Here is a 23,980-nt window from a genome sequence, read left to right as displayed (position 1 = left end):
TCCCGGCATGGCGGAGCACACGACGGCCGCCACCTCGGGGAACGCCGCCGCCGGGGTGGGCTCCCGGGCCAGGGCGCGGGCCGCCCTCGCGCGCGTCGGGCGCAACCGGCCGCCGGGCAACCCCGTCCTCGAGCCGCTGCTCCAGATCGTCCGGCAGACCCACCCCAAGGCCGACGTCGACCTCGTCGAGCGGGCCTACGCCGTCGCCGAGCGGGCGCACGAGGGCCAGAAGCGCCGCAGCGGTGACGACTACATCACCCACCCGCTCGCGGTGACGACCATCCTCGCCGAGCTCGGCATGACGCCGACCACGCTGGCCGCCGCCCTCCTGCACGACACCGTCGAGGACACCGCGTACAGCCTCGAGGCGCTGCGCCGCGACTTCGGCGACGAGATCGCCATGCTCGTCGACGGCGTCACCAAGCTCGACAAGGTCACCTACGGCCAGGCCGCCCAGGCCGAGACGGTGCGCAAGATGGTCGTCGCGATGGCCCGCGACATCCGGGTCCTCGTCATCAAGCTCGCGGACCGGCTGCACAACGCGCGCACCTGGCGCTACGTCTCCGCCGAGAGCGCGCAGCGCAAGGCCAAGGAGACCCTCGAGATCTACGCCCCGCTGGCCCACCGGCTCGGCATGAACACCATCAAGTGGGAGCTCGAGGACCTCTCGTTCCAGACCCTCTACCCGAAGGTCTACGACGAGATCGTCCGGCTCGTCGCCGAGCGCGCCCCGGCCCGCGAGGAGTACCTCGCCCAGGTGCGCGACGAGGTCGGCTCCGACCTGCGGGCCGCGAAGATCAAGGCGACGGTCACGGGGCGTCCGAAGCACTACTACTCCGTGTACCAGAAGATGATCGTCGGCGGCCGCGACTTCGAGCAGATCTACGACCTCGTCGCCGTGCGCGTCCTCGTCGACACCGTCCGCGACTGCTACGCGGCGCTCGGGGCGCTGCACGCCCGGTGGAACCCGGTGCCGGGGCGGTTCAAGGACTACATCGCGATGCCGAAGTTCAACATGTACCAGTCGCTGCACACGACGGTCATCGGCCCCGAGGGCAAGGCCGTCGAGATCCAGATCCGCACCAACACGATGCACCGCCGGGCCGAGTACGGGGTCGCCGCGCACTGGAAGTACAAGGAGGACCCCGCGGCCAAGGGCTCGGGCAAGGTCCCCGGCGCCGAGCTGCGCGACGGCCAGACCGGCCCGGTCAACGACATGGCCTGGCTGCGCCAGCTGCTCGACTGGCAGAAGGAGACCGCCGACCCCGGCGAGTTCCTCGAGTCGCTGCGCTTCGAGATCACGGCCAGCGAGGTCTACGTCTTCACCCCGAAGGGGCAGCTCGTCGGCCTGCCGGCCGGGGCGACGCCCGTCGACTTCGCGTACGCCGTGCACACCGAGGTCGGGCACCACTGCATCGGCGCCCGGGTCAACGGCCGGCTCGTGCCGCTGGAGTCCCGGCTCGACAACGGCGACGTCGTCGACGTCCTCACCTCCAAGGCCGACTCCGCCGGCCCGTCCCGCGACTGGCTGAACTTCGTCCGCTCGGCGCGGGCCCGCAACAAGATCAAGCACTGGTTCACCAAGGAACGCCGCGAGGAGATGATCGAGGAGGGCAAGGAGGCCCTCGCCAAGGCCATGCGCAAGCAGGGCCTGCCGCTCCAGCGGCTCACCTCCGTCGAGTCCCTCACCGGTGTCGCCGAGGAGCTGCGCTACCCGGGCATCGACGCGCTCTACGCGGCCGTCGGCGAGGGGCACGTCTCCGCGCAGCACGTCGTGTCCCGGCTCGTCTCGGCCGTCGGCGGCGAGGAGGGGGCCAGCGAGGACATCGCCGAGGCGGCCTCCCCGGTGCTCACCCGGCCCCGGTCGCGGCGCTCGGGCGACCCCGGGGTCGTCGTCAAGGACATGTCCGACGTCTGGGTCAAGCTCGCCCGCTGCTGCACCCCGGTGCCCGGCGACGAGATCCTCGGCTTCGTCACCCGTGGGAACGGGGTCTCGGTGCACCGGCGCGACTGCACCAACGCGTCGGCCCTCCTCGCCCAGCCGGACAAGATCATCGAGGTCGAGTGGGCGCCGACCTCGGGCAGCCTCTTCCTCGTCCAGCTCCAGGTCGAGGCCCTCGACCGCTCCCGCCTGCTCTCCGACGTCACCCGGGTCATCTCCGACCACGGCGTCAACATCCTCTCGGCCTCCGTGCAGACCTCCCGCGACCGGGTCGCCGTCCTGCGGTTCACCTTCGAGATGGGCGACCCCGGGCACCTCGGCCACGTCATCCGGGCGGTGCAGAAGGTCGACGGCGTGCTCGACGCCGAGCGGGTCACCGGCGGGCGCCGCGACGCCTGACGGCCGGCGCGCTCAGCCCTTCGGCAGCCGCCGCAGCAGCATCGTCACGTAGACGTCGGCGATGTCCTGCGGGCGGTCGACGGTGAAGACCGCCGCGCCCCCGCCCCCGCCGCGGGGCACGGCCGAGGCGATCGGCGCCAGCGCCTTCGCGTCGACGCCGCCCATCCCGATGAGCAGGACGGTCACCGGGCGCTTGGGATCCGCGGCCTTGGCGAGCCGGGCCTTGAGCTGCGCGAGGCTCAGGCCGCCGGTGGTGTCGTCGTTGACGCCGTCGGTGAAGAGCACCATGAGGTTGACCGCGTCGGCGTCGTAGCCCTTGACCATCGCCGCGTACCCGGCGTCGACGGTGTCGTAGAGGCCGGTGTCGCCGCCGAGCCGCGTCGGCAGCGACCCGAGCGAGAACGCGAGCCGCGAGCGCTGGTCGCCGGACCCGAGCGGACGCACTGGCTGCACCTCGGTCCAGTCCACCGACCCCCGCTGCTTCGTCGAGAAGGTCCAGAGCCCGACGGAGTTGTGGTCGGCGAGCAGCTGGTTGGCCCCGGAGGACGCGGCCGCCGCCACCTCGATCCGCGACGCGCCGCCGTCGGCCGGGCTGCGCATGGACCCGCTCGTGTCGATGATGTTGAGCAGCCGCGTCGGCCGGGCGATGGCGGCCCACATCTGCTGGGCCGCCCTGGCCTGGGCCGGGCTCGCGGCCCCGGCGAGGGCCGCCGCCGGGGGAGCGCCCTCGACGACGGGCGAGGGGTCGGTCGCGGTGCGGAAGCCGGCCGCGCGCAGGATGCGCTGGCCCTCCGGGGAGGAGGCCGCGGAGACGAGGGCATCGACCGCGCCCGAGGGCGTGGTCGCGCTCGTCACCGCCGTGTACTCGAGCGCCGGCGTCGTCGAGGTGGCGCGGCGGACGGTCAGCCCGTCGACGTGCGCGCTGTGCACCTGCTGCTCGGTCGTCGGGAAGATGGCCGCGTCGCCCTGCCCGGCGTGGCTCGTGAGCAGCGTCTCCTCGGGGACGACCCGGCTGAGCATCCCGCCGACCCGGGCGAGCGCGGCGGAACGACGGTCGCCGGGGAGGGCGTCGATCTCGCCGAAGCCCTCCATGAGGGCCAGGCTGCCGACGGTGGAGGTGGTGGGGTCGGGCATCCGGCTGTCCTCGGCGACGAGCGTCGCGGCCCAGGTGACCGGGCTCGGGGCCTCGAGGCCCTCGGGGACGGCGAGCAGCACCGGCGTGGAGGCCAGCACCGAGCCGACCCGGACCCCCTCGGTCGTCGCGGCGACCTCGCGGGCCAGCGGGGCTGAGTCGGCGACCCAGACGGCGGGGGCGTCGGGTGCGCGGGTCTCGAGCCGCCGCGCACTCGTCGTGGCCGCCTCGGCGGTCACCGTGAACCGCCAGCAGCCGGGGTCGGCCGTGCGGGCGACCTGCTCGAGCGGCGCGCGCATGGGCGCGGTCGTCGCGACCGAGACCTCGGTGGGGTCGACGCACGTCGCCGCCACCGCGCGGGCGCCGGACCCGGGGCCGAGGCGTTCCCACGCCTGCCAGCCCCCGACGCCGACGACGACGAGCAGCCCGACGGCGAACCCCGCCACCGTGGTGCGGCCGCGCTGGACCGCACCCCCGTGTCGACCCATCAGCCCCTACCTTCCGTGACCGGACGCACAGCGGGGCCCATCCTGCACGACCGGGGGCCCGAGGGCGAGACCCCCGGGGAGCGAACCCCGAGGTCAGCCGCCGAACTCGTCGACGCCGGCCCGCGCCTGGGCCAGCCACTCCTGCTGGGCGGCGAGCCGCTCGCGGGCCGCGGTGGCCTTCGACGCGTTGCCGGCGGCCTCGGCCTTCGCGACCTCGGCCTCGGCCTTGGCGACGGCGGCCTCGAGCTGGTCGACCATGCTCCGCGCCCGGGCCGACAGCTCGGGGTTGGTGGCCTTCCAGCGCTGCTCGTCGGCGTCGCGGACGGCGGACTCGACGCGGCGCAGCCGCTTCTCGACCCGCTCGATGTCCGCGCGCGGCACCTTGCCGGCGGCCTCCCAGCGGTCCTGGATGCCGCGCAGCGTCGTCTTGGCGGCCTCGATGTCGGTGACCGGCAGGATCGCCTCGGCCTCGAGCAGGATCTCCTCCTTGACGGCGAGGTTGGCGCGGAACTCCTCGTCCTCGACGGCGGCCGCGGCGTCCTTCGCGGTGAAGAACGCGTCCTGGGCGGCGCGGAAGCGCTCCCAGAGGGCGTCGTCGTCGGCGCGGGAGGCCCGGCCGGCCCGGCGCCAGCGGTCCATCAGCTGCTTGTAGGCCCGGGCGGTGGGACCCCAGTCGGTGCTGCCGGAGAGCGCCTCGGCCTCGGCGACGAGCGACTCCTTGGCCGCGCGTGCCTCGCCGCGGGTCGACTCGAGCTCGGCGAACCAGGCCCGGCGGGCCTTGTCGAAGGAGTTGCGGGCGTGGCTGAAGCGCTGCCAGAGCGCGGTCTCGGTGCTCTTGTCGAGCTTGGCGCCGCCGCGCTGGTGGCCCTTCCAGTCCTCGAGCAGGGCGCGCATCCGCTCGCCGCTCTGCTTCCACTGGGTGCTGCCCGGAGGCTGCGCGGCGATGGCCTCGGCCTCGGCGACGATGGCCTCGCGGGCGGTGGCCGCCTCGGCCCGGGCCGCCCGGCGGTGCTCGGCCTCGGCGGTGCGCTTGGCCTCCAGGCCCTGCTCGACCCGCTCGACCGTGGCGTGCAGGGCCGGCAGGTCGCCGACGACGTTGGCCTGCTCGACGTGCTCCCTGAGCGTCGTCAGCCCGTCGGCGACCTCCTTGGCCGACACCTCGGGGTTGGCGAGGCGGGCCTCGAGCAGGTCGGCGGACGCGGCGAGCTCGTCGTACTTGCGGGCGAAGTACTGGAGCGCCTCCTCCGGGGTGGCACCGGGGTAGGAGCCGACCTCGCGCTCCTCGTCACCGACCGTGACGAAGACGTGTCCCTCCTCGTCGGCCCGGCCGAAGCGGGCGGAGTCGGAGTGCGGCGCGGGGGCCGGGGTGGCGACGGGACGCGGGGCGACCCGGCCGGCGAGGGCCGCGGGCGACGGCACGGGCGGGCGGGGCGTGGGCTGGTCCTCGGACACGGTCAGGACTTCTCCTCGGTGACAGCAACCCGGAGGATGCTGATCGGTGCGGCGGGCGCGCCGTCGGTGGGTGACTGCTCGTTCGGTGCCACCCCCTGGGCGGCGACCCTGTCGACGATATCCAAACCGGAGGTCACCGTGCCGAACACGGTGTAGCCATCGGGGTCCGGCAGGCTCGAGTCGCCGTAGACGATGAAGAACTGCCCGCCGTTGCCCTCCTTCGGGTCGCTCGTGCGGGCCATGGCGAGGGTGCCGCGCGCGTACTTGCCGTCCTTCGGGGCGTTCTCGACGGCGAAGCCGTAGCCGGGGGTGCCCTGGCCGGTGCCCGTCGGGTCACCGCACTGGAGGACCTTGAGGGGGTCGGCCGTCGTGAGCCGGTGGCAGGGGGAGTCCTTCCAGTACTGGGTGCGGGCCAGCTGGAGGAAGGAGGCGACGGCCTGCGGTGCCTTCGTGCCGTCGAGGCGCAGGACGATGTCGCCGCAGTTCGTCGTCAGCGTCGCGTCGAAGACCTTGCCCTCGGCGGTCTTGGCGTCGGGGAGGTCGAGCTCGGCCCCGGTGCCGAGGGACTTCGGGGGCAGCTCGCAGCCGGCGAGCGTCGTGGCGGCCGGCGTCGGGGTGTCGTCGGCGCCGTCACCGCGACCGACGGTGAGGCCGAGGACGGCCATCGCCACGACGACGAGCACGACGACGCCGAGCACCGACCCGACGCGCAGCAGCCGGGCGCGGTCCTGTCGGCGTTGCGCCTCGCGGGCCTGCTGCTTCTCCCAGCGGCGCCGCGCGCGGGCCCGCTCCTGCTTCCTGGTCAACCCCGTGGTCCTTCGTCGTCGTCGAACGAACAAGCGGCGCCCAGTGTAGGCACCGCCCCCCGTTAGGCTCGCGGGCGTGCTCGCCGTCGCCTTCCCCGCCGCCGCCTTCGGGACCAACTGCTACGTCCTCGCGGCCGGACCGGGCGAGGAGTGCCTCGTCGTCGACCCCGGCATCGGGGTCGAGGAGACGCTCCGGGCGGTCCTCGAGGAGCACCGGCTGCGCCCGGCCGCGGTGCTGCTCACCCACGGCCACCTCGACCACGTGTACTCGGTGACCCCGGTGTGCGGTGGCACGACCGCGGCGTACGTCCACGCCGACGACCGGTACCGGCTCACCGACCCGCTCGCGTCGATGGACCCCGGCACGGTCGCGATGCTCGAGGCGCAGTTCGGGCAGCGGGCGACGTGGCGCGAGCCCGAGACCGTCGTCGAGGTCGCCGACCGCGCCCGCCTCGAGCTCGCCGGCCTGGGCCTCGAGGTGCTGCACGCGCCGGGTCACACGGAGGGGTCGGCGATGTTCGCCCTCGACGTCGTCCCCGACGGCCTGCCCGCCGAGGAGGGGCTGGACCGCACCGTCGTCTCCGGCGACGTCCTCTTCGCGGGCTCGATCGGGCGCACCGACCTCGCGGGCGGTGACACCGCGGCGATGCAGCGCTCGCTGCGCGACGTCGTCCTGCCCCTGCCCGACTCCACGCTCGTCCTCACCGGCCACGGCCCGGCGACGACGATGCGCCGCGAGCGGGCGACCAACCCGTACCTGCGAGGATTGACCGCGTGACCCCTCCCGCCGAGAAGGTGACCCCGATCTCGGGGTTCCCCGAGTTCCTCCCCGCCGAGCGGCTCCTCGAGCTGCACTTCCTCGACACCATCCGCGAGGTCTTCGAGCTGCACGGCTTCGCCCCCCTCGAGACCCGGGCCGTCGAGCCGGTCGAGCGCCTGCTCGGCAAGGGCGGCGACGCCGACAAGGAGGTCTACGGGGTCTCCCGGCTGGCGGGGGAGGAGTCCTCGCGCGACGCCGCGCTCGGCCTGCACTTCGACCTCACCGTGCCCTTCGCGCGCTACGTCCTCGAGAACGCGGGGCGTCTGTCGTTCCCGTTCCGGCGCTACCAGGTGCAGAAGGTCTGGCGCGGCGAGCGGCCCCAGGAGGGTCGCTTCCGCGAGTTCACCCAGGCCGACATCGACGTCGTCGACGTCGGCGGGCTCGCGCCCCACTTCGAGGCCGAGATGCCGCTCGTCGTCGCCGAGGCCTTCCGCCGGCTGCCGGTGGGGGAGTTCCGCATCCAGGTGAACAACCGGCTGGTGCCCGAGGGGTTCTACCTCGGCATCGGGCTGGAGGATGTCGCCGGCACGCTGCGCATCGTCGACAAGCTCGACAAGATCGGGCCCGACAAGGTCGCCGCCCAGCTCGTCGAGGCGGGGGCCACCGACGAGCAGGCCCGGCTGTGCCTGGCGCTGGCCGACATCCGGTCCGAGGACCTCTCGTTCGTCGACGCCGTGCGCGCCCTCGGGGTGTCGCACCCGAGCCTCGAGGCGGGCCTCGAGGCGCTGGCGGCGGTCGTCCGGGCCGGGCTCGAGCGTGCCCCCGGCACCCTCGTCGCCGACCTGCGCATCGCGCGCGGCCTCGACTACTACACGGGCACGGTCTACGAGACCCAGCTCGTCGGGTCCGAGGACTGGGGGTCGGTCTGCTCCGGCGGCCGCTACGACTCGCTGGCCTCCGACGGCCGGACGACCTACCCCGGCGTCGGCATCTCGATCGGCCTGACCCGGTTGGTGCACCTGCTCGTCACCAAGCGCGGGCTCACGGCCTCGCGCTCGACCCCGGCGGCCGTGCTCGTCGCCGTCGTCGACGAGGAGTCGCGCACCCGGTCCGACGCCGTGGCCGCCGCGCTGCGGGCCCGGGGCGTGCCGTGCGAGGTCGCGCCGAGCGCCGCGAAGTTCGGCAAGCAGATCCGCTACGCCGACCGCCGGGGCATCCCCTACGTCTGGTTCCCGGGAGCGGGGGAGTCCGGCGGCGACCAGGTCAAGGACATCCGGTCCGGCGACCAGGTCGACGCCGACGCCACGACGTGGGAGTGCCCGACGGCCGACCTGCGCCCGGGCATCGTCACGCGCGAGCCCTGACTCCCCGACTTCGTGGGCTGCCGTCCGGTCGACACGCGTGATTGGCGCGCTGCGGGCGGACGGTGCCCCACAAGGTGGGGGACGAGACGGCGCGTGGCAGGTCTCAGGCGTCGGCCGGGCCGGTGGGGGCCGAGCAGCCCGACTTCTTGCCCATCACCCACCGACACGATGCCCATCCGGCTCGCGCGAGGTGGGTTCTGGGCAATGAGTCGGGACGCGAGCGCCGGGAGGGCCGGGGTGCACCGCTGATCCGGTCGGGCTCGAGCCACACGGTCATCAGGTGACCCGACAACCCCGCGCTGCACCCGGGAACGGTTCCGGGGTGAAGCGCGCTCGTCTCGGGTGACCCGATACTTGTGGGACTCACGCGGTGGCGGCGACGGGCGGGGGACGCAGCCCGGACTCCTTGAGCTCGAGCACCGCCAGCGCGCGCACGACGTCGGCCTCGCCCCGGCGCCAGGCCCCGGCGGGGTCGTCCGAGATGCGGGCCAGCCGCTGCATCGGCTGGTTGGCCATCGCGCGCAGCGCGAAGAGGTCGAGGTCGGGGGCGGCGTCGACGAACCGCTGGGCGGCGGTCGCGCGCCGGACGAAGCGCCAGCGCAGGACGAGCCACGTCCCGAGGACGATGACGACCGGCGCCACCGCCGTGACGATCGCGAGGACCGTGGCGAACCGCTCGACGGCCGTCACGAGGTCGCGCCCCGCGGAGGCGAAGTCCTCACCGACGCCGGCCGCCGACCGGAAGGGCGCGGCGATCCGGTCGTCGAGCAGCGGCAGGTCGTCGACCGAGTTGCCGGCGTCGTTCATCCGCCCGGTGAACCCGGTGCCCGCCGACTCCAGCCGGTGCCCGGGCTCGGCGAGGCGAAGCGTCGACTCGTGCACCCACTGCGCCACCCGGAGCCAGAGGACGACCCACGCCACCATCGCGAGGTCGGAGAGCACCTGGACGGTGCGGCGGGCCGGGAGGTCGCTGTAGAGCTTCACGGTCGGCTCCTGCGGTGTCGGGGGTCGTCGGGGACGGCACTAGACTTCCATCGCGCTCCAGCCGGAGGCGGCTCCGTGGGCAACGACGCCCCGGTCCTCGACACGAGACAGGTCTGATATCCGTGAAGGTCGGCATCCCCAGCGAGGTCAAGAACAACGAGTTCCGCGTCGGGATCACCCCCGTCGGCGTCCACGAGCTCGTCCGCCGCGGCCACGACGTCGTCGTCCAGAAGGGCGCCGGGCTCGGCTCGTCGATCACCGACGAGGAGTACGTGTCCCAGGGCGCGACCATCCTCGACTCCGCCGACGACGTGTGGGGCGAGTCGGACATGGTCATGAAGGTCAAGGAGCCGGTCGCCGAGGAGTACCACCGCCTCCGCGAGGGCCTGACCCTCTTCACCTACCTCCACCTCGCCGCCGACGAGCCGCTCACCCAGGAGCTCGTCGCCAAGAAGGTCACCTCCATCGCCTACGAGACCGTGCAGCTCCCCTCGGGCCTGCTGCCGCTGCTCTACCCGATGTCCGAGGTCGCCGGCTGCCTCGCGCCACAGGTCGGCGCGCACTCGATGATGAGGGCGCAGGGCGGACGCGGCGTCCTCATGGGCGGCATCGGCGGTGTCGCGAACGCCAAGGTCGTCGTCCTCGGGGCGGGCGTCGCCGGCCAGAACGCCGCGAACATCGCGCTCGGCATGGGCGCCGACGTCACCCTCCTCGACACCGACCTCGACAAGCTCCGGATGAGCTTCTGGCGCTACGACAACCGCGTCGCCCAGATCGCGTCCTCGGCGATGTCGGTGCGCGAGCAGGTGCTCCAGGCCGACCTCGTCATCGGCACCGTCCTCATCCCCGGCGCCAAGGCCCCGAAGCTCGTCACCGACGAGATGGTCGCCCAGATGAAGCCGGGCTCGGTGCTCGTCGACGTCGCCATCGACCAGGGCGGCTGCTTCGAGAACTCGCGCCCGACCACCCACGCCGAGCCGACCTTCGAGGTCCACGACTCGATCTACTACTGCGTGGCGAACATGCCCGGCGCGGTGCCCCACACCTCGACCTGGGCGCTCACCAACGCGACGCTGTCGTACGCCACCAAGCTCGCCGACCACGGCTGGCAGGAGGCCTCGCGCGCCGACCGCGCGCTCGCCCTGGGCCTGAACACCCACGCCGGCCACATCACCTACGGCGCCGTCGCCGAGGCCTTCGGGATGGACAGCATCTCCCTCGACGAGGCGCTCTCCTGACCGCGGAGCACCCGCAGCCGACGGCCCGCCCCCCGCCCGTGGGGCGGGCCGTCGACGCGTGGCTGACCCACCTCGACGTCGAGCGCGGGGTCAGCGCCAACACCCTCGCCGCCTACCGGCGCGACCTCGCGCGCTGGACCGCCCACCTCGCCCGCCGGGGCGTCACCCGGCCCGAGGACGTCACCGAGGCCCACGTCACCGACTTCCTCGCCGTGCTGCGGGAGGGGGACGACGACCACCGGCCGCTCGCCGCGAGCTCGGCCGCCCGCACCCTCGTCGCCGTCCGGGGGCTGCACCGCTTCCTCGCCCTCGAGGGGGTCCTCGACGCCGACCCGTCGCGCGACGTCGCGCCGCCGCGCACCCCGGACCGGCTCCCGAAGGCGATCGCCCTCCACGAGGTCGAGCGGCTCCTCGAGGCGGCGTCGGTGGGGGACGGCCCGACCGCGCTGCGCGACCGGGCGCTGCTCGAGGTCCTCTACGGCACCGGGGCCCGCATCTCCGAGGCGGTCGGCCTCGACGTCGACGACCTCGACACCGACGAGGGCGTGGTCCGGCTGCGGGGCAAGGGCGGCAAGGAGCGGATCGTCCCGCTGGGGTCCTACGCGCGCGAGGCCCTCGCGGCCTGGCTGGTGCGCGGCCGGCCGGCGCTGGCCGTCCACGGCCGGGGCACGCCCGCGGTCTTCCTCGGCGTCCGCGGCGCCCGGCTGTCTCGCCAGAGCGCGTGGGCGATCCTGCGGGCCGCGGCCGAGCGGGCCCACCTCACCGGGCACCTCTCGCCGCACACGCTGCGGCACTCGTTCGCGACCCACCTGCTCGAGGGTGGCGCCGACGTCCGCGTAGTCCAGGAGCTGCTCGGCCACGCGTCGGTGACGACGACGCAGATCTACACCCGCGTCACCGTCCAGCAGCTGCGCGAGGTCTACGCCCAGAGCCACCCCCGGGCGCGGTGAGCGCGGGGCCCGCACGCGTGCGCTGATAGGGTCGGGCCCGATCAGCGAGAGGCTGACCGAGGCACGACCGGTACCGGGGAGAGAGACGTTGGGCGAGACCGAGGCGGCGTTCCAGATCCGCATCGACGGGCAGACCGGGGCCACCGGCCGACCGCTGCCGGAGTTCCCGGTCCCGGCGCCGCTGACCAGCCACGGGCCGGCCCGGATCATCGCCATGTGCAACCAGAAGGGCGGCGTCGGCAAGACGACGACCACCATCAACCTCGGTGCGGCGCTGGCCGAGCTCGGTCGCCGGGTCCTCCTCGTCGACTTCGACCCCCAGGGCGCGCTGTCGGTGGGGCTCGGCATCAACGTCAACGAGCTCGACGTCACGGTCTACAACCTGCTCGTCGAGCGCGGGCACGACGTGCGCCAGGTCATCCAGCACACCCGGGTCGAGGGCCTCGACGTGCTGCCGGCGAACATCGACCTGTCCGCCGCCGAGGTCCAGCTCGTCGGCGAGGTCGCCCGCGAGCAGATCCTCGCCCGCGTCCTGCGCCCGGTGCTCGACGACTACGACGTCGTCATGGTCGACTGCCAGCCCTCGCTCGGCCTGCTGACCGTCAACGCGCTGACCGCCGCGCACGGTGTGATCATCCCGCTCGAGTGCGAGTTCTTCGCGATGCGCGGGGTGGCCCTCCTCATCGAGACGATCGAGAAGATCACCGACCGCCTCAACCCGCGCCTCCAGGTCGACGGCATCCTCGCGACGATGTACGACGGCCGCACGCTGCACTCCAAGGAGGTCGTCGCGAGCGTCGTCGACCACTTCGGCGACCAGGTCTTCCACACCGTCATCTCGCGCACGGTGAAGTTCCCCGACGCCTCGCTCGCCGCCGAGCCGCTCACGACGTACGACGGCGCGCACAAGGGCGCGGAGGCCTACCGCCAGCTCGCCCGCGAGCTCATCGCCCGCGGCGGGGCGGCCTGACCCTCATGGCCACGCCCCCCGGGGCCGCGGAGCAGGAGGCGGTCGTCCCCGGCGGGGTCATCACCCGCCGGGCCGCCGCCACGCCCTTCGAGGTCCACCTCGAGAACTTCTCCGGCCCCTTCGACCTGCTCCTCGGGCTGATCAGCAAGCACAAGCTCGACATCACCGAGATCGCCCTCGCGAGCGTCACCGACGAGTTCATCGCGTTCATCCGGGCGGCCCGCGAGAGCGAGTCCGGGTGGGACCTCTCCCAGGCCACCGAGTTCCTCGTCGTCGCCGCGACCCTGCTCGACCTCAAGGCCGCCCGGCTGCTGCCGCAGGCCGGCCCCGAGGACGAGGAGGACCTCGCGCTCATCGAGGCCCGCGACATCCTCTTCGCCCGGCTGCTCCAGTACCGCGCCTTCAAGGACATCGCGCACACCTTCGGCGAGCGGATGGCCACGGCCGGCCGGCGCCACCCGCGCTCGGTGGCCCTCGAACCGCACCTCGCGGCCCTGCTCCCCGAGCTCGTGATGACGGTCAGCCCCGAGCAGCTCGCGATGATCGCCGCCCGGGCGATGGTGCCCAAGGCGCCGCCGACGGTCGGGCTCGGGCACCTGCACGCCCCGCAGGTGAGTGTCCGCGAGCAGGCCGGCCTCATCGGCGCCCGGCTGCGCCGCGAGCGGGTCGCCTCGTTCCGCAGCCTCGTCGCCGACGCCGACAACACCCTCGTCGTCGTCGCCCGCTTCCTCGCCCTCCTCGAGCTGTTCCGCGAGGCGGCCATCGGCTTCGAGCAGGCCGAGGCGCTCGGCGAGCTGACCGTGCGCTGGACCGGGCCGGAGGAGGGCGAGATCGAGGTCACCGACGAGTTCGACGAGCCGCCCCCCGACGCCGAGCCCGCCGCCGACCCCCCGACCGACCCGCAGGAGACCCCCGATGAGTGAGCCGCAGCCCGACCCGCCCGCGGTCGAGCCGACCGCCCCGGAGGAGCAGCTGGCCCTCGACGTCGCCGACTTCCCGGGCGGCATCCACGGCGCCCTCGAGGCCGTGCTCATGGTCGTCGACGAGCCGGTCACCACCCCCGCCCTCGCCTCGGCGCTCGAGCAGCCGGTCGCCGACGTCGAGGTCGCCCTCGCCGAGCTCGAGGCCGGCTACGAGGAGCAGCGCCGTGGCTTCACCCTGCGCCAGGTCGGCGGCGGCTGGCGGATGTACAGCCGCCACGAGTACGCGCCGGTCGTCGAGCGGTTCGTCCTCGACGGCCAGCAGGCCCGGCTCACCCAGGCCTCGCTCGAGACCCTCGCCGTCATCGCCTACCGCCAGCCGGTGTCGCGCTCGCGCGTCGCGGCCGTGCGCGGGGTCAACGTCGACGGCGTCATCCGCACCCTCCTCACCCGCGGGCTCATCGAGGAGCTCGGCCAGGACGAGGAGTCCACCGCCACCCTGTACGGCACGACGTCGTACTTCCTCGAGCGGCTCGGGCTGCAGTCGATCGACGAGCTGCCCGCGCTCGCGCCGTACCTCCCCGAGGTCGACGTGCTCGACGAGATCGCCGAAGGAGGCCGGGGATGACCCCGCCGAAGAACCGTGGAGCCGGCCGCGCCGGGGACCGCCAGCAGCGCCCGCGCGGCGCGAAGGGCGCGCCCGCGAAGGCGCCGGGGTCCGGACGGGCCCGCGGCACGGGCACGACCCGCGCCAGCCAGCCGACCCAGACCAAGCGCGAGCCGCAGCGGCCCGTCGTCGACGTCCACGACCCCGACGGCGTGCGCCTCCAGAAGCTGCTCGCCGCGGCCGGGGTCGGCTCGCGGCGGGTCTGCGAAGACCTCATCAGCCAGGGCCGGGTCGAGGTCGACGGTCAGGTCGTCCGCGAGCTCGGCGTGCGGATCAGGGCCACCCAGACGGTGCACGTCGACGGCGAGCGCGTGCAGCTCGACGAGTCGCGGGTCTACCTCGCGTTCAACAAGCCGCTCAACGTCGTCACCTCGATGAGCGACGAGCTCGGCCGGGTCGACATCGGCGACTACTTCGGCGACCGCAAGGAGCGGCTCTTCCACGTCGGCCGGCTCGACGCCGACACCGAGGGCCTGCTGCTGCTCACCAACGACGGCGACCTCGCGCACCGGCTCCAGCACCCGCGCTACGGCATCCTCAAGACCTACCTCGCGCAGATCCCCGGCCCGGTGCCCCGCGACCTCGGCCGGCGCCTGCGCGACGGCGTCGAGCTCGAGGATGGCCCGGTGGCCGTCGACTCGTTCCGGGTCGTCGACTCCCAGCCGGGCAAGGCGATCGTCGAGGTCGTGCTCCACGAGGGCCGCAAGCACATCGTCCGGCGGATGCTCGCCGAGGTCGGCCACCCGGTGCAGTCGCTCGTGCGCACCCAGGTCGGCCCGATCCGGCTCGCCGACACCAAGCCGGGCAAGTTCCGGTCGCTCTCGAGCGCGGAGGTCGCGGCGCTGTACAAGGCCGCAGGGCTCTGATGCGCGTCCACGTCGTCGGCACCGGCCTCGTCGGCACCTCGCTCGGGCTCGCCCTGACCAGGCACGGCGACGAGGTGACGCTCGAGGACGCCATCGCGACCCACGCGGCCCTGGCCCGCGACCTGGGCGCCGGGCGGCTGCCGGGGGAGGGGGAGGCGCTCGAGCCCGACCTCGTCGTCGTCGCCACGCCCCCGGACGTCACCGCCGCCTGCGTCCTGACGGCGCTGGACCGGTGGCCCTCGGCCGCCGTCACCGACGTCTCGTCGGTCAAGGGCGCGGTGCTCGCGGCCCTGCGCGCGGCCGGCGCCGACCTCGCGCGCTACTGCGGGTCGCACCCGATGGCCGGGCGCGAGCGCTCGGGTGCGGTCTCCGGGCGGCACGACCTCTTCGACGGGCGGGCCTGGGTGGTCTCGCCCACCGACGAGACCCTCCCCGAGGTGCTCGACCTCGTCACCGACGTCGCCGGGGCCGTCGGCTCGGTCGTCCGCCGGCTGCCGGCGCAGGAGCACGACCGGGCCGTCGCGGCCGTCTCGCACGTGCCGCAGCTGGCCGCGAGCCTCGTCGCCGCGCGGCTCGAGGCCCTCGACGAGGACGCCGTGGCCCTCGCCGGCCAGGGGCTGCGCGACGTCACCCGCATCGCCGCGAGCGACCCCGGACTGTGGACCCAGATCCTCGCCGGCAACGCCGGGGCGGTGCGCGAGGTCCTCGAGGGGCTGGCCACCGACCTGCGTGCGGTCTCGGAGGCCCTCGCCGCGCTCGAGGCGGGTACGGACGCGCCGGGGGCCCGGGGCACCATCGCGACGACCATCGCCGCGGGCAACGCCGGCCACGCCCGCATCCCGGGCAAGCACGGCGCTGCGCCCACCGCGTACACGACGGTGCGCGTCCTCATCCCCGACGAGCCGGGGCACCTCGGACGCCTCTTCGCGCACGTCGCCGAGATCGGCACGAACATCGAGGAGTTCCACCTCGACCACGGGCTCGGCCAGCCGTTCGGCATCGCCGAGGTCGACGTGGTCCCCGCCGCGGCCACCGAGCTCGCCGAGGGCCTGGCCGCCCGGGGCTGGCGCATCCACGGCTGAGCGGCTCAGTAGGCTCTGCGCCCATGACCGCACCGCTGACGATCGCCATCGACGGACCCTCCGGCTCCGGGAAGAGCAGCGTCGCCAAGGCCGTGGCCCGGCGGCTCGGCATCGGCTACCTCGACACCGGCGCGATGTACCGGGCCCTCACCTGGTGGTGCCTCGAGCGGGGCGTCGACCTCGCCGACACCGAGGCGGTCGCCGAGGCCGCGCGCACCCTTCCGCTCGAGGTCGGGACCGACCCCGACGCCCCGACGGTCGCCGTCGACGGCACGGACGTCGGCGCGGCCATCCGCACCTCGGAGGTGAGCACCGCCGTGTCGGCGGTCGCCACGAACCTGCAGGTGCGTCCGGTCCTCCAGCAGCTCCAGCGCGACCTCATGGCCCGGATCGCCGACGAGACCGGGGGAGTCGTCGCCGAGGGGCGCGACATCACGACCGTCGTCGCACCCGACGCCCGGGTGCGGTTGCTCGTCACCGCGTCCGAGGAGGCCCGGCTGCGCCGCCGCTCCGCCGAGCTGCACGGGTCGGCCGACGCGGCGGCCGTCGAGGCCACCCGCGACCAGGTGGTGCGCCGCGACCGCGACGACTCGACCGTCTCGACCTTCACCGAGGCCGCCGAGGGCGTGCACCTCGTCGACACCTCCGACCTCGACCTCGAGGCGAGCATCGAGGCCGTCCTCGACGTCGTCGCGGGGGTCACCGAGGCCGAGGAGTGAGCAGCGGGCGCCGGTCGTGAGCAGCGAGCCCGCGCCGGCGGCGTGGCGGGCCGCCGTGGCGCGGCCGGTCGGGCGGCTCGCGTTCGCCCTGCTCTACCGGTGCCGGACGGTCGGCGCCGCGAACGTGCCGCGCCGCGGACCGGTGGTCCTCGTCGCCAACCACACCGGGTTCCTCGACGGTGCCCTGGTGCTGGCGCTGGCGCCGAGGCCCTCGCACTTCCTGGTCCTCGACCGCACCTTCGCCGGCTTCCTCGGCCGGCTGCTGCACTGGACCGGCCAGATCCCGCTCGACCAGCGCACCGGCGACCGGCGCGCCCTCGGGCAGGCCCTCGAGGTGCTCGCGCGCGGCGGGGTCGTCGGCATCTTCCCCGAGGGCGGGCGCGGGCGCGGCGACCTCGAGAACGCGGGAAAGGGGGCCGCCTGGCTCGCGCTGCGCTCGGGTGCCGCGGTGGTGCCGGTCGCGTGCCTCGGGACGCGGGCCACCGGGGCGCTGGCGTCGTCGTGGCCGCGGCTGCGCAGCCGGCTCGTCGTCGACGCCGCGCCGCCGGTGCCGCTCGACGTCCCGGCCGGGCTCCCGGGCCGGGCGGCCCTCGAGCTGGCCACCGAGCGGCTGCGGGTCGCGCACGCGGAGCACGTCCGGGCGGCCGCCGACCGGCACGGGCTGCCCCTGCCGACCGACGTCCCGCCGGACCTGCTCGACTGACGCGCGGTCAGGAGCACCCCCGCGGTGCGGGAGAATGGGGGGATGAGCACGGACGACCCCACCCAGACCGCCGACCCCGAGGCCGTCGAGCGGGCCCTGCGGGCCGGGCTCGAGGAGTTCGAGCTCGACGACGAGGACCGCGCCCTCCTCGACACCGAGGGGCTGGCCGACGAGGACGGCGAGGCGTACTCGCCGCTGCCCGTCGTGGCCATCATCGGTCGCCCGAACGTCGGCAAGTCGACCCTCGTCAACCGCATCCTCGGCCGCCGCGAGGCCGTCGTCGAGGACGTCCCCGGCGTCACCCGCGACCGGGTCGCCTACGACGGCGAGTGGACCGGCCGGCGCTTCACCCTCGTCGACACCGGCGGCTGGGAGATCGACGCCACGGGCATCCACCTGCGGGTCGCCGAGCAGGCCGAGATCGCCGTCGAGCTCGCCGACGCCGTGATGTTCGTCGTCGACGCCACCGTCGGGGCCACGGATGCCGACGAGGCCGTCGTCAAGATGCTGCGCCGCTCCGGCAAGCCGGTCGTCCTCGTCGCGAACAAGGTCGACGACCAGCGCACCGAGGCCGACGCCGCCGCGCTGTGGAACCTCGGCCTCGGGCAGCCGTGGCCGGTCTCGGCGCTGCACGGCCGGGGGAGCGGTGACGTCCTCGACGCCCTCCTCGAGGTGCTGCCGGAGAAGTCCGCGGTCACCGCCTACGCGCGGGGCGGGCCGCGCCGGGTCGCGCTGCTCGGACGGCCGAACGTCGGCAAGTCCTCGATGCTCAACAAGCTCACCGGCACCGACCGGGTGGTCGTCGACGACGTCGCCGGGACGACGCGCGACCCCGTCGACGAGGTCGTCGAGCTCGCCGGACGCACCTGGCGCTTCGTCGACACCGCCGGCATCCGGCGCCGGGTGCACCAGACCCGCGGCGCCGACTTCTACGCGTCGCTGCGCACCCAGACCGCGCTCGAGAAGGCCGAGGTCGCCGTCGTCCTCGTCGACGCCAGCGACACCATCGCCGAGCAGGACGTGCGGGTCATCCAGCAGGTCATCGACTCCGGGCGCTCCCTCGTCATCGCGTACAACAAGTGGGACCTCACCGACGAGGAGCGCCGCCACTTCCTCGAGCGCGAGATCGAGCGCGACCTCGTCCAGGTGCCGTGGGCGCCCCGGGTCAACGTCTCCGCCCGCACCGGGCGCCACCTCGAGAAGCTCGTGCCGGCCCTCGACCGGGCGCTGGAGTCGTGGGAGACCCGCATCTCCACCGGGCGGCTCAACGCCTTCCTCGGCGAGGTCGTCGCGGCGCACCCGCACCCGGTGCGCGGGGGCAAGCAGCCGCGCATCCTCTTCGCGACGCAGGCCGGCTCGCGACCGCCGCGGTTCGTCCTCTTCGCGTCCGGGTTCCTCGAGGCCGGGTACCGCCGGTTCGTCGAGCGCCGGCTGCGCGAGGAGTTCGGCTTCGAGGGCACCCCGATCGAGATCTCGGTGCGGGTGCGCGAGAAGCGCCGCAACCGCCGCTGACGACGCCTCGCCCCACCTGCCCCACGAGTATCGGGTCACCCGATACCGCCGCGCCTCACCCCGGAACCGTTCCCCGGTGAAGCGTGGTGGAGTCGGGTGAAGGCGCCGGCGCCGGCCGGACCGATTGGGTCGGCCGCCGGGCGGTGGGATAAGGTTTCGACCGCTCCCGAGAGGGAGCAGCCACGGGCTGTGGCGCAGCTTGGTAGCGCACTTGACTGGGGGTCAAGGGGTCGCAGGTTCAAATCCTGTCAGCCCGACAGCGCGCAAGGGCCGCTGCGAATCGACGGAGTCGATCGCAGCGGCCCTCGCCGCGTGTCGGGCCGACCGGATGCCGGGAGCGCACCGCGACCGCGACGAAGGAGCGGACGCGGAGCGCGGCGTCCTGTCAGCCCGACTCGCCCGAGGGAGGCTCGGGCTCTGGTCCGGTTCGCCTGCTCTGGTCGGATCCGCCGGATGGCGGTGACTTCTCACCGCCATCAGGCGAGCTGGACCAGAGCCGGGGGGACCGGGGCCCGACGGCGCAGGGGGCTAGCGTGCGGGGATGAGCACCGGGGAGCAGGACAGGGACTGGGACCGCCGCGCCGACGAGCTCGCGGCGCGGGCCCTCGCCGACGGCGAGCCGACCCGCTGGTTCGACGAGCTGTGGTCGGCGGCGGTCGCCGACGAGGTCGACACCCCGTGGGCCCGGACCGCCCCCTACCCACCGGTCCTCGAGCACGTCGACGGCGCCGGACCGGGGGAGGGGCGGGCGGCCGTCGTCGTCGGAGCGGGCCTCGGCGCCGACGCCGAGCTGCTCGCCGAGCGCGGGTGGCGCACCACGGCCTTCGACGTCTCGGCCAGCGCCGTCGCCCTGGCCCGCGACCGCCACCCCGGCTCGTCCGTCGACCACCGCGTCGCCGACCTCCTCGCCCTGCCCGACGACCTCGTCGGCGCCTTCGACCTCGTCGTCGAGGTGTTCACCGTCCAGGCCCTCCCGCCGGACCTGCGCGCCGACGCCGTCGCGGCCGTCCGCTCGCTCCTCGCGCCGGGCGGCACCCTGCTCGCCGTCCAGTTCGTCCGCGAGCGCGGGTCCGACGCCGGCGACGGCCCGCCGTGGCTGCTCGACGAGGACGAGGTCCGCTCGTTCGCGGCCGCCGACGTCCACCTCGAGGCGCTCGACCGGCGACCGCACCCGCTCAACCCGGCCGGACCCGACACCTGGGTCGCCGTCCTGCGCCGCGCGCCCTGAACGCCCGGTCTCAGAGCACCGACGACATCCGGCGCACGGCCTCCTCGACGAGCGCCGGCGAGGTGGCGAGGTTGAGCCGGACGAACCCCTGCCCGCCCGCGGGGTCGTAGCGCGGCCCGGACCCCAGCGCCACCCGCCCGCGCTCCCGGAACACCGACGCCGGGTCGTCCCCGAGGCCGAGCGTTCGACAGTCGAGCCAGGCGAGGTAGGTCGCCTCGGGAGGGACCCACCGCACCTCCGGCAGGTGCTCGGCCAGCAGGCTCCCGAGCAGGGACCGGTTCGCGGCGAGCTCGTCGAGGAGCCGCGCCAGCCACGCGCCGCCGTCGCGCATCGCGGCCACGTGCGCGATCTCCCCGAGGTGCGAGGACCCGTGCGTGTGCACCTCGGGCAGCGCCGCGAGGTCGCCGAGCGCCGCCGACCCGGCGACGACGACCGCCGACTTCAGCCCCGCGAGGTTCCAGCCCTTCGAGGGCGAGAACACCGAGAACGCGTCCTCGGCGCCGGGCACCGTGAGGTACGGCGTGAACACGGGTCCGCCGGGCAGGACGAGCGGCGCGTGGATCTCGTCGGCGACCACCCGCACCCCGAACTCGCGCGCCAGCGCCGCGAGCGAGGCCAGCTCGGAGGCGGTGTGCACCACCCCGGTCGGGTTCTGCGGGTTGCAGAGCAGGTAGGCCACCCGCTCGCCGCGCGCCGTGGCGTCGGCGAAGGCCCGGCGCAGCGCCTCGGGGTCGAGCCGCCCGGCGGCGGTCAGCGGGGCGTCGAGGCGGCGCCGGCCGATGGCGTCGACGAACCCGAAGAACGAGTCGTAGACCGGCGGCGACACGACGACGGGGCCGCCCTCGTCGGTGAGCAGGCGCAGCACCTCGCTGGCCCCGATCATCACGTCGGTGACGACGAGCATCGACGCCGGGTCGACCGTCCAGCCCCACGCCGCACGCGTGTACCGGGCGACCTCCGCGGCGTACCGGGGCGCCCACCCGTAGCCGGTGTCGCCGCGCCGCACCGCGGCCGACACGGCCTCGACGACGGCCGGGCACGGCGCCGCGTCCATCTCGGCGACCCACAGCGGCAGGACGTCGGGTGGGTAGGCCAGCCACTTGACGCTCGTCCGGTCGCGGCGCAGCTCGGCCTCGGTGGCGCCGAGCAGGGGAGTGCTCATCCCGCCACCCTAGGCGCGTGCGGCGGGGCCGCCGCGGCACCCCATACAGTGGCGCCATGGCGGACCCGCAGGCACCGGTGAGCACCCGCGTCCTCACCGTGCCCAACGTGCTCAGCGCGCTGCGGCTCGTCGGCGTGCCGGTCTTCCTCTGGGCGATCGTCACCGAGCACGACGCCCTCGCCCTCGTGCTCCTCATGGCCTCGGGCCTCACCGACTACCTCGACGGCAAGATCGCCCGCGCCTACGGCCTGGAGTCGCGGCTCGGCCAGCTCCTCGACCCCGTCGCCGACCGGCTCTACATCGCCTCGACGCTCGTCGGCCTCGCCTGGCGCGACATCCTCCCGTGGTGGGTCGTCGTCGTGCTCTTCGCCCGCGAGGCGTTCATGGCCGTCGTCGTGCTCGTCGCGCAGCGCCACGGCTGGGTCGGGCTGCCCGTGCACTTCGCCGGCAAGGCCGCCACCTTCAACCTGCTCTACGCCTTCCCGCTGCTCCTGCTCGCCGACGGTGACTCCACCCTCGCCCGCATCGCCGAGCCGGTCGGCTGGGGCTTCGCGTGGTGGGGGATCGTCCTCTACTGGCTCTCCGGTGTCCTCTACGCGATGCAGCTGCGGCGGCTGCTGGCCCACGACCGGGCGGTCGCGGCGTGAGCACGCGGCCGACCCGCCGGCCGGACGCGTCGATGACGCTCATCCGGACGATGATGGAACGCCCCCTCGACCCGGGGTACCAGGCCGCCGCCGACCGGCGCGAGCGGGCCGGCCTGCCGCGCTCGACGTCGCTGCGGGCCCCGCGCCTCGTCGCCGCGACGCTGGCCATCGGGCTCGTCGTCGGGGTCGCGGCCTCGAACCTGCGGGCCGACGACACCCCGCGCAGCGCCGCGCGCACCGACCTCACCCGGCAGATCGAGACCCGCCGCACCGAGGTCGACCGGCTCTCGGCGCAGGCGCAGGCCCTCCAGGCCGACGTGACCGCGCTGGAGGCCGAGCAGCTCGGCAGCTCGGGCGGCAGCGTCGGACGCAGCCGCGAGCTCGCCCAGGTCGTCGGCGCCGTCCCGCTCACCGGCCCCGGCGTCGTCCTCACCCTCGACGACGCGCCCGACGCCGCCGATGAGGACGCCACCGGCGACGGCGCCGACCAGAAGCGCGTGCAGGCCCGCGACCTCCAGTTCGTCGTCAATGCCCTGTGGCGCGCGGGCGCGGAGGCGGTGAGCATCAACGGCAACCGGCTGACCTCGACCTCGCCGATCCGCTTCGCCGGGTCCGCGCTCGTCGTCAACTACCGGCCCCTCGCTCGCCCGTACGTCGTGACGGCCCTCGGCGACCCCGAGCGGCTGCCCGGCGACTTCGCCGACGGGGCCGGTGGCAGCTACCTCTCGACGCTCCACAGCACCTTCGGCATCCGGGCCGACACCGACGTTTCGCGCGACCTCCGGGTGCCGGCCGCGGTGGGCCTGACGACGCGGTACGCGCAGCCGATGGATACTGGGGCGTCCCCGACGAGCGGGACGACCAGCGACCCGGAGGACGGCTCGTCGTGATCCCTGCCATCGGCCTGGCCCTCGGCATCGTCGTCGGCCTGCTGCTCCAGCCCGCCGTGCCGGTGTGGCTCCAGCCGTACCTGCCCATCGCCGTCATCGCGGCCCTCGACGCCGTCTTCGGTGCGGTGCGCGCCATCCTCGACGGCATCTTCAGCGACAAGGTCTTCGTCGTCTCGTTCCTCTCCAACGTCCTCGTCGCCGCGTTCATCGTCTTCCTCGGCGACAAGCTCGGCGTCGGCAGCCAGCTGTCCACGGGCGTCGTCGTCGTCCTCGGGGTCCGGATCTTCTCCAACGTCGCCTCGATCCGCCGCCACCTCTTCGACGCATGAGCACGGGCGACTCCACCCCCCGCCCGCCGGACGACGCCCGTCACGCGTGGGCCCGGCTGCGGCGTGCCGGGTCGCCGCGGCCGAGCCGGTCCAACCTCCTCGCGATGCTCCTCGCCGCCTCGCTCGGGTTCGCGATCATCGCCCAGGTCCGCCAGACCTCCATCCAGGGGCTGGAGAACCTGCGCGAGGACGAGCTGGTGCGCATCTTCGCCGACGTCGACCAGGACGGCGACCGGCTGAGCGACGAGGTCCGCGACCTCCAGTCCTCCCTCGAGCTCCTCAAGAGCCGCACGACGAGCGAGGAGGAGGCGCAGCGCGCCGCCCAGGAGCGGGTCGACGCGCTCGGCATCCTCGCGGGGACGGCCCCGGCGAAGGGACCGGGCGTGCTCCTGCGCATCGACGACCCCGAGCTGAAGATCACCCCGTCCATCGTCCTCGACACGATCCAGGAGCTGCGCGACGCCGGTGCCGAGGCGATCCAGGTCGGCGACGTCCGGGTCGTCGCCTCCACGTGGTTCGCCGACGCCGACGGCGGCATCTCGGTCTCCGGGTCCCTCGTGCGCCCGCCGTACGTCATCCGCGCGATCGGCGACTCCGACACCCTCGCCGGCGCGATGCAGATCCCCGGCGGCGTCAACGCCACCGTCCGGGGCAAGGGCGGACGGCTCTCGATCGACATCCGCGACGAGCTCGCCGTCGACGCGTTGCTCAGCGTCACCGCCCCTCAGTACGCTCGCCCGGTACCCACCGCCACCCCGTGACGCGTCCGC

23 protein-coding genes and 1 tRNA gene are annotated in these 23,980 nt (G+C 74.4%); 19 read left to right on the top strand and 5 right to left on the bottom strand.

The genetic code is table 11. The features are described from left to right. Positions 1–7: 7 nt before the first annotated feature. On the top strand, positions 8–2,341 hold the full coding sequence (locus JQN70_RS04880; RefSeq protein ID WP_204130208.1) for a RelA/SpoT family protein: 2,334 nt from the start codon (positions 8–10) through the stop codon (positions 2,339–2,341). A 12-nt stretch (positions 2,342–2,353) separates the two neighbouring features. Here JQN70_RS04880 and JQN70_RS04875 read toward each other — a convergent pair whose 3' ends face one another. The 3 genes from JQN70_RS04875 to JQN70_RS04865 form a co-directional block, all read right to left on the bottom strand. Then, a complete protein-coding gene (locus tag JQN70_RS04875; protein ID WP_204130207.1) occupies positions 2,354–3,961 on the bottom strand; it encodes a substrate-binding domain-containing protein in 1,608 nt (535 codons plus the stop codon). Positions 3,962–4,054: 93 nt separating this feature from the next. Continuing rightward, a complete protein-coding gene (locus JQN70_RS04870; RefSeq protein ID WP_204130206.1) occupies positions 4,055–5,413 on the bottom strand; it encodes a DUF349 domain-containing protein in 1,359 nt (452 codons plus the stop codon). A gap of 2 nt (positions 5,414–5,415) precedes the next feature. After that, positions 5,416–6,219: a peptidylprolyl isomerase gene (locus tag JQN70_RS04865; RefSeq protein ID WP_204130205.1), complete on the bottom strand. Its 804-nt coding sequence runs from the start codon at positions 6,217–6,219 to the stop codon at positions 5,416–5,418. A gap of 76 nt (positions 6,220–6,295) precedes the next feature. On the opposite strand from JQN70_RS04865, the gene JQN70_RS04860 reads away from it, so the two are divergent. After that, entirely contained in the window at positions 6,296–6,997 is a 702-nt protein-coding gene (locus tag JQN70_RS04860) for an MBL fold metallo-hydrolase (protein ID WP_204130204.1), read from the top strand. Next, positions 6,994–8,343, top strand: coding sequence for a histidine--tRNA ligase (gene hisS / locus JQN70_RS04855; RefSeq protein ID WP_204130203.1), 1,350 nt, complete (start codon positions 6,994–6,996; stop codon positions 8,341–8,343). The genes JQN70_RS04860 and hisS overlap by 4 nt, the downstream gene beginning before the upstream one ends. Positions 8,344–8,706: 363 nt before the next feature. On the opposite strand, the gene JQN70_RS04850 is transcribed toward hisS, so the two are convergent. Continuing rightward, positions 8,707–9,327 (bottom strand): hypothetical protein, encoded by a 621-nt coding sequence (locus tag JQN70_RS04850; protein ID WP_204130202.1) that lies wholly within the window; start codon positions 9,325–9,327, stop codon positions 8,707–8,709. Between the two features lie 122 nt (positions 9,328–9,449). Here JQN70_RS04850 and ald point away from each other — a divergent pair, with 122 nt between their 5' ends. From ald to JQN70_RS04790, 12 genes are all read left to right on the top strand, one after another. After that, on the top strand, positions 9,450–10,565 hold the full coding sequence (gene ald / locus JQN70_RS04845; RefSeq protein WP_307835823.1) for an alanine dehydrogenase: 1,116 nt from the start codon (positions 9,450–9,452) through the stop codon (positions 10,563–10,565). A 38-nt stretch (positions 10,566–10,603) separates the two neighbouring features. Further along, positions 10,604–11,515 (top strand): site-specific tyrosine recombinase XerD, encoded by a 912-nt coding sequence (xerD, locus tag JQN70_RS04840; RefSeq protein WP_307835822.1) that lies wholly within the window; start codon positions 10,604–10,606, stop codon positions 11,513–11,515. Positions 11,516–11,603: 88 nt separating this feature from the next. Next, the gene (locus JQN70_RS04835; RefSeq protein WP_239110646.1) at positions 11,604–12,485 is read left to right on the top strand and encodes a ParA family protein; all 882 of its coding nucleotides are present in this window, start codon (positions 11,604–11,606) and stop codon (positions 12,483–12,485) included. A gap of 5 nt (positions 12,486–12,490) precedes the next feature. Beyond that, positions 12,491–13,408: a segregation and condensation protein A gene (locus JQN70_RS04830; RefSeq protein WP_204130201.1), complete on the top strand. Its 918-nt coding sequence runs from the start codon at positions 12,491–12,493 to the stop codon at positions 13,406–13,408. Further along, positions 13,401–14,033, top strand: a complete 633-nt coding sequence (scpB, locus tag JQN70_RS04825) for an SMC-Scp complex subunit ScpB (protein WP_204130200.1) — start codon at positions 13,401–13,403, stop codon at positions 14,031–14,033. The genes JQN70_RS04830 and scpB overlap by 8 nt, the downstream gene beginning before the upstream one ends. Continuing rightward, a complete protein-coding gene (locus tag JQN70_RS04820; protein WP_204130199.1) occupies positions 14,030–14,938 on the top strand; it encodes a pseudouridine synthase in 909 nt (302 codons plus the stop codon). Before scpB ends, JQN70_RS04820 begins: the two co-directional genes overlap by 4 nt. Next, the gene (locus JQN70_RS04815) at positions 14,938–16,020 is read left to right on the top strand and encodes a prephenate dehydrogenase (RefSeq protein WP_204130198.1); all 1,083 of its coding nucleotides are present in this window, start codon (positions 14,938–14,940) and stop codon (positions 16,018–16,020) included. The genes JQN70_RS04820 and JQN70_RS04815 overlap by 1 nt, the downstream gene beginning before the upstream one ends. Before the next feature lie 23 nt (positions 16,021–16,043). Beyond that, positions 16,044–16,739 carry a (d)CMP kinase gene (gene cmk, locus JQN70_RS04810; RefSeq protein ID WP_204130197.1) on the top strand — a complete coding sequence of 232 codons (696 nt, stop codon included), beginning with the start codon at positions 16,044–16,046 and terminating at the stop codon, positions 16,737–16,739. A gap of 16 nt (positions 16,740–16,755) precedes the next feature. After that, positions 16,756–17,442, top strand: coding sequence for a lysophospholipid acyltransferase family protein (locus JQN70_RS04805; protein ID WP_204130196.1), 687 nt, complete (start codon positions 16,756–16,758; stop codon positions 17,440–17,442). A gap of 42 nt (positions 17,443–17,484) precedes the next feature. Then, positions 17,485–18,954 (top strand): ribosome biogenesis GTPase Der, encoded by a 1,470-nt coding sequence (gene der / locus JQN70_RS04800; RefSeq protein WP_204130195.1) that lies wholly within the window; start codon positions 17,485–17,487, stop codon positions 18,952–18,954. A gap of 183 nt (positions 18,955–19,137) precedes the next feature. Next, positions 19,138–19,211: transfer RNA gene (locus JQN70_RS04795), tRNA-Pro, on the top strand. A 284-nt stretch (positions 19,212–19,495) separates the two neighbouring features. Further along, the gene (locus tag JQN70_RS04790) at positions 19,496–20,182 is read left to right on the top strand and encodes a class I SAM-dependent methyltransferase (RefSeq protein ID WP_204130194.1); all 687 of its coding nucleotides are present in this window, start codon (positions 19,496–19,498) and stop codon (positions 20,180–20,182) included. A gap of 10 nt (positions 20,183–20,192) precedes the next feature. Here JQN70_RS04790 and JQN70_RS04785 read toward each other — a convergent pair whose 3' ends face one another. After that, on the bottom strand, positions 20,193–21,344 hold the full coding sequence (locus JQN70_RS04785) for a MalY/PatB family protein (protein WP_204130193.1): 1,152 nt from the start codon (positions 21,342–21,344) through the stop codon (positions 20,193–20,195). Between the two features lie 56 nt (positions 21,345–21,400). Between JQN70_RS04785 and clsA the strand changes: the two genes are divergently transcribed. The 4 genes from clsA to JQN70_RS04765 are packed head-to-tail and all read left to right on the top strand — an operon-like array spanning position 21,401 to position 23,971. Beyond that, entirely contained in the window at positions 21,401–21,991 is a 591-nt protein-coding gene (clsA, locus tag JQN70_RS04780; protein WP_204130192.1) for a cardiolipin synthase ClsA, read from the top strand. Then, entirely contained in the window at positions 21,988–22,881 is an 894-nt protein-coding gene (locus JQN70_RS04775; RefSeq protein WP_307835821.1) for a DUF881 domain-containing protein, read from the top strand. The genes clsA and JQN70_RS04775 overlap by 4 nt, the downstream gene beginning before the upstream one ends. After that, the gene (locus JQN70_RS04770; RefSeq protein WP_204130191.1) at positions 22,878–23,210 is read left to right on the top strand and encodes a small basic family protein; all 333 of its coding nucleotides are present in this window, start codon (positions 22,878–22,880) and stop codon (positions 23,208–23,210) included. Before JQN70_RS04775 ends, JQN70_RS04770 begins: the two co-directional genes overlap by 4 nt. Further along, on the top strand, positions 23,207–23,971 hold the full coding sequence (locus JQN70_RS04765) for a DUF881 domain-containing protein (protein ID WP_204130190.1): 765 nt from the start codon (positions 23,207–23,209) through the stop codon (positions 23,969–23,971). Before JQN70_RS04770 ends, JQN70_RS04765 begins: the two co-directional genes overlap by 4 nt. Positions 23,972–23,980 lie beyond the last annotated feature (9 nt).

It is taken from the genome of Phycicoccus sonneratiae (assembly GCF_016887965.1).
GTDB classification, from domain to species: domain Bacteria; phylum Actinomycetota; class Actinomycetes; order Actinomycetales; family Dermatophilaceae; genus Phycicoccus; species Phycicoccus sonneratiae.
This window is presented reverse-complemented; position numbering and strand designations above follow the sequence as displayed.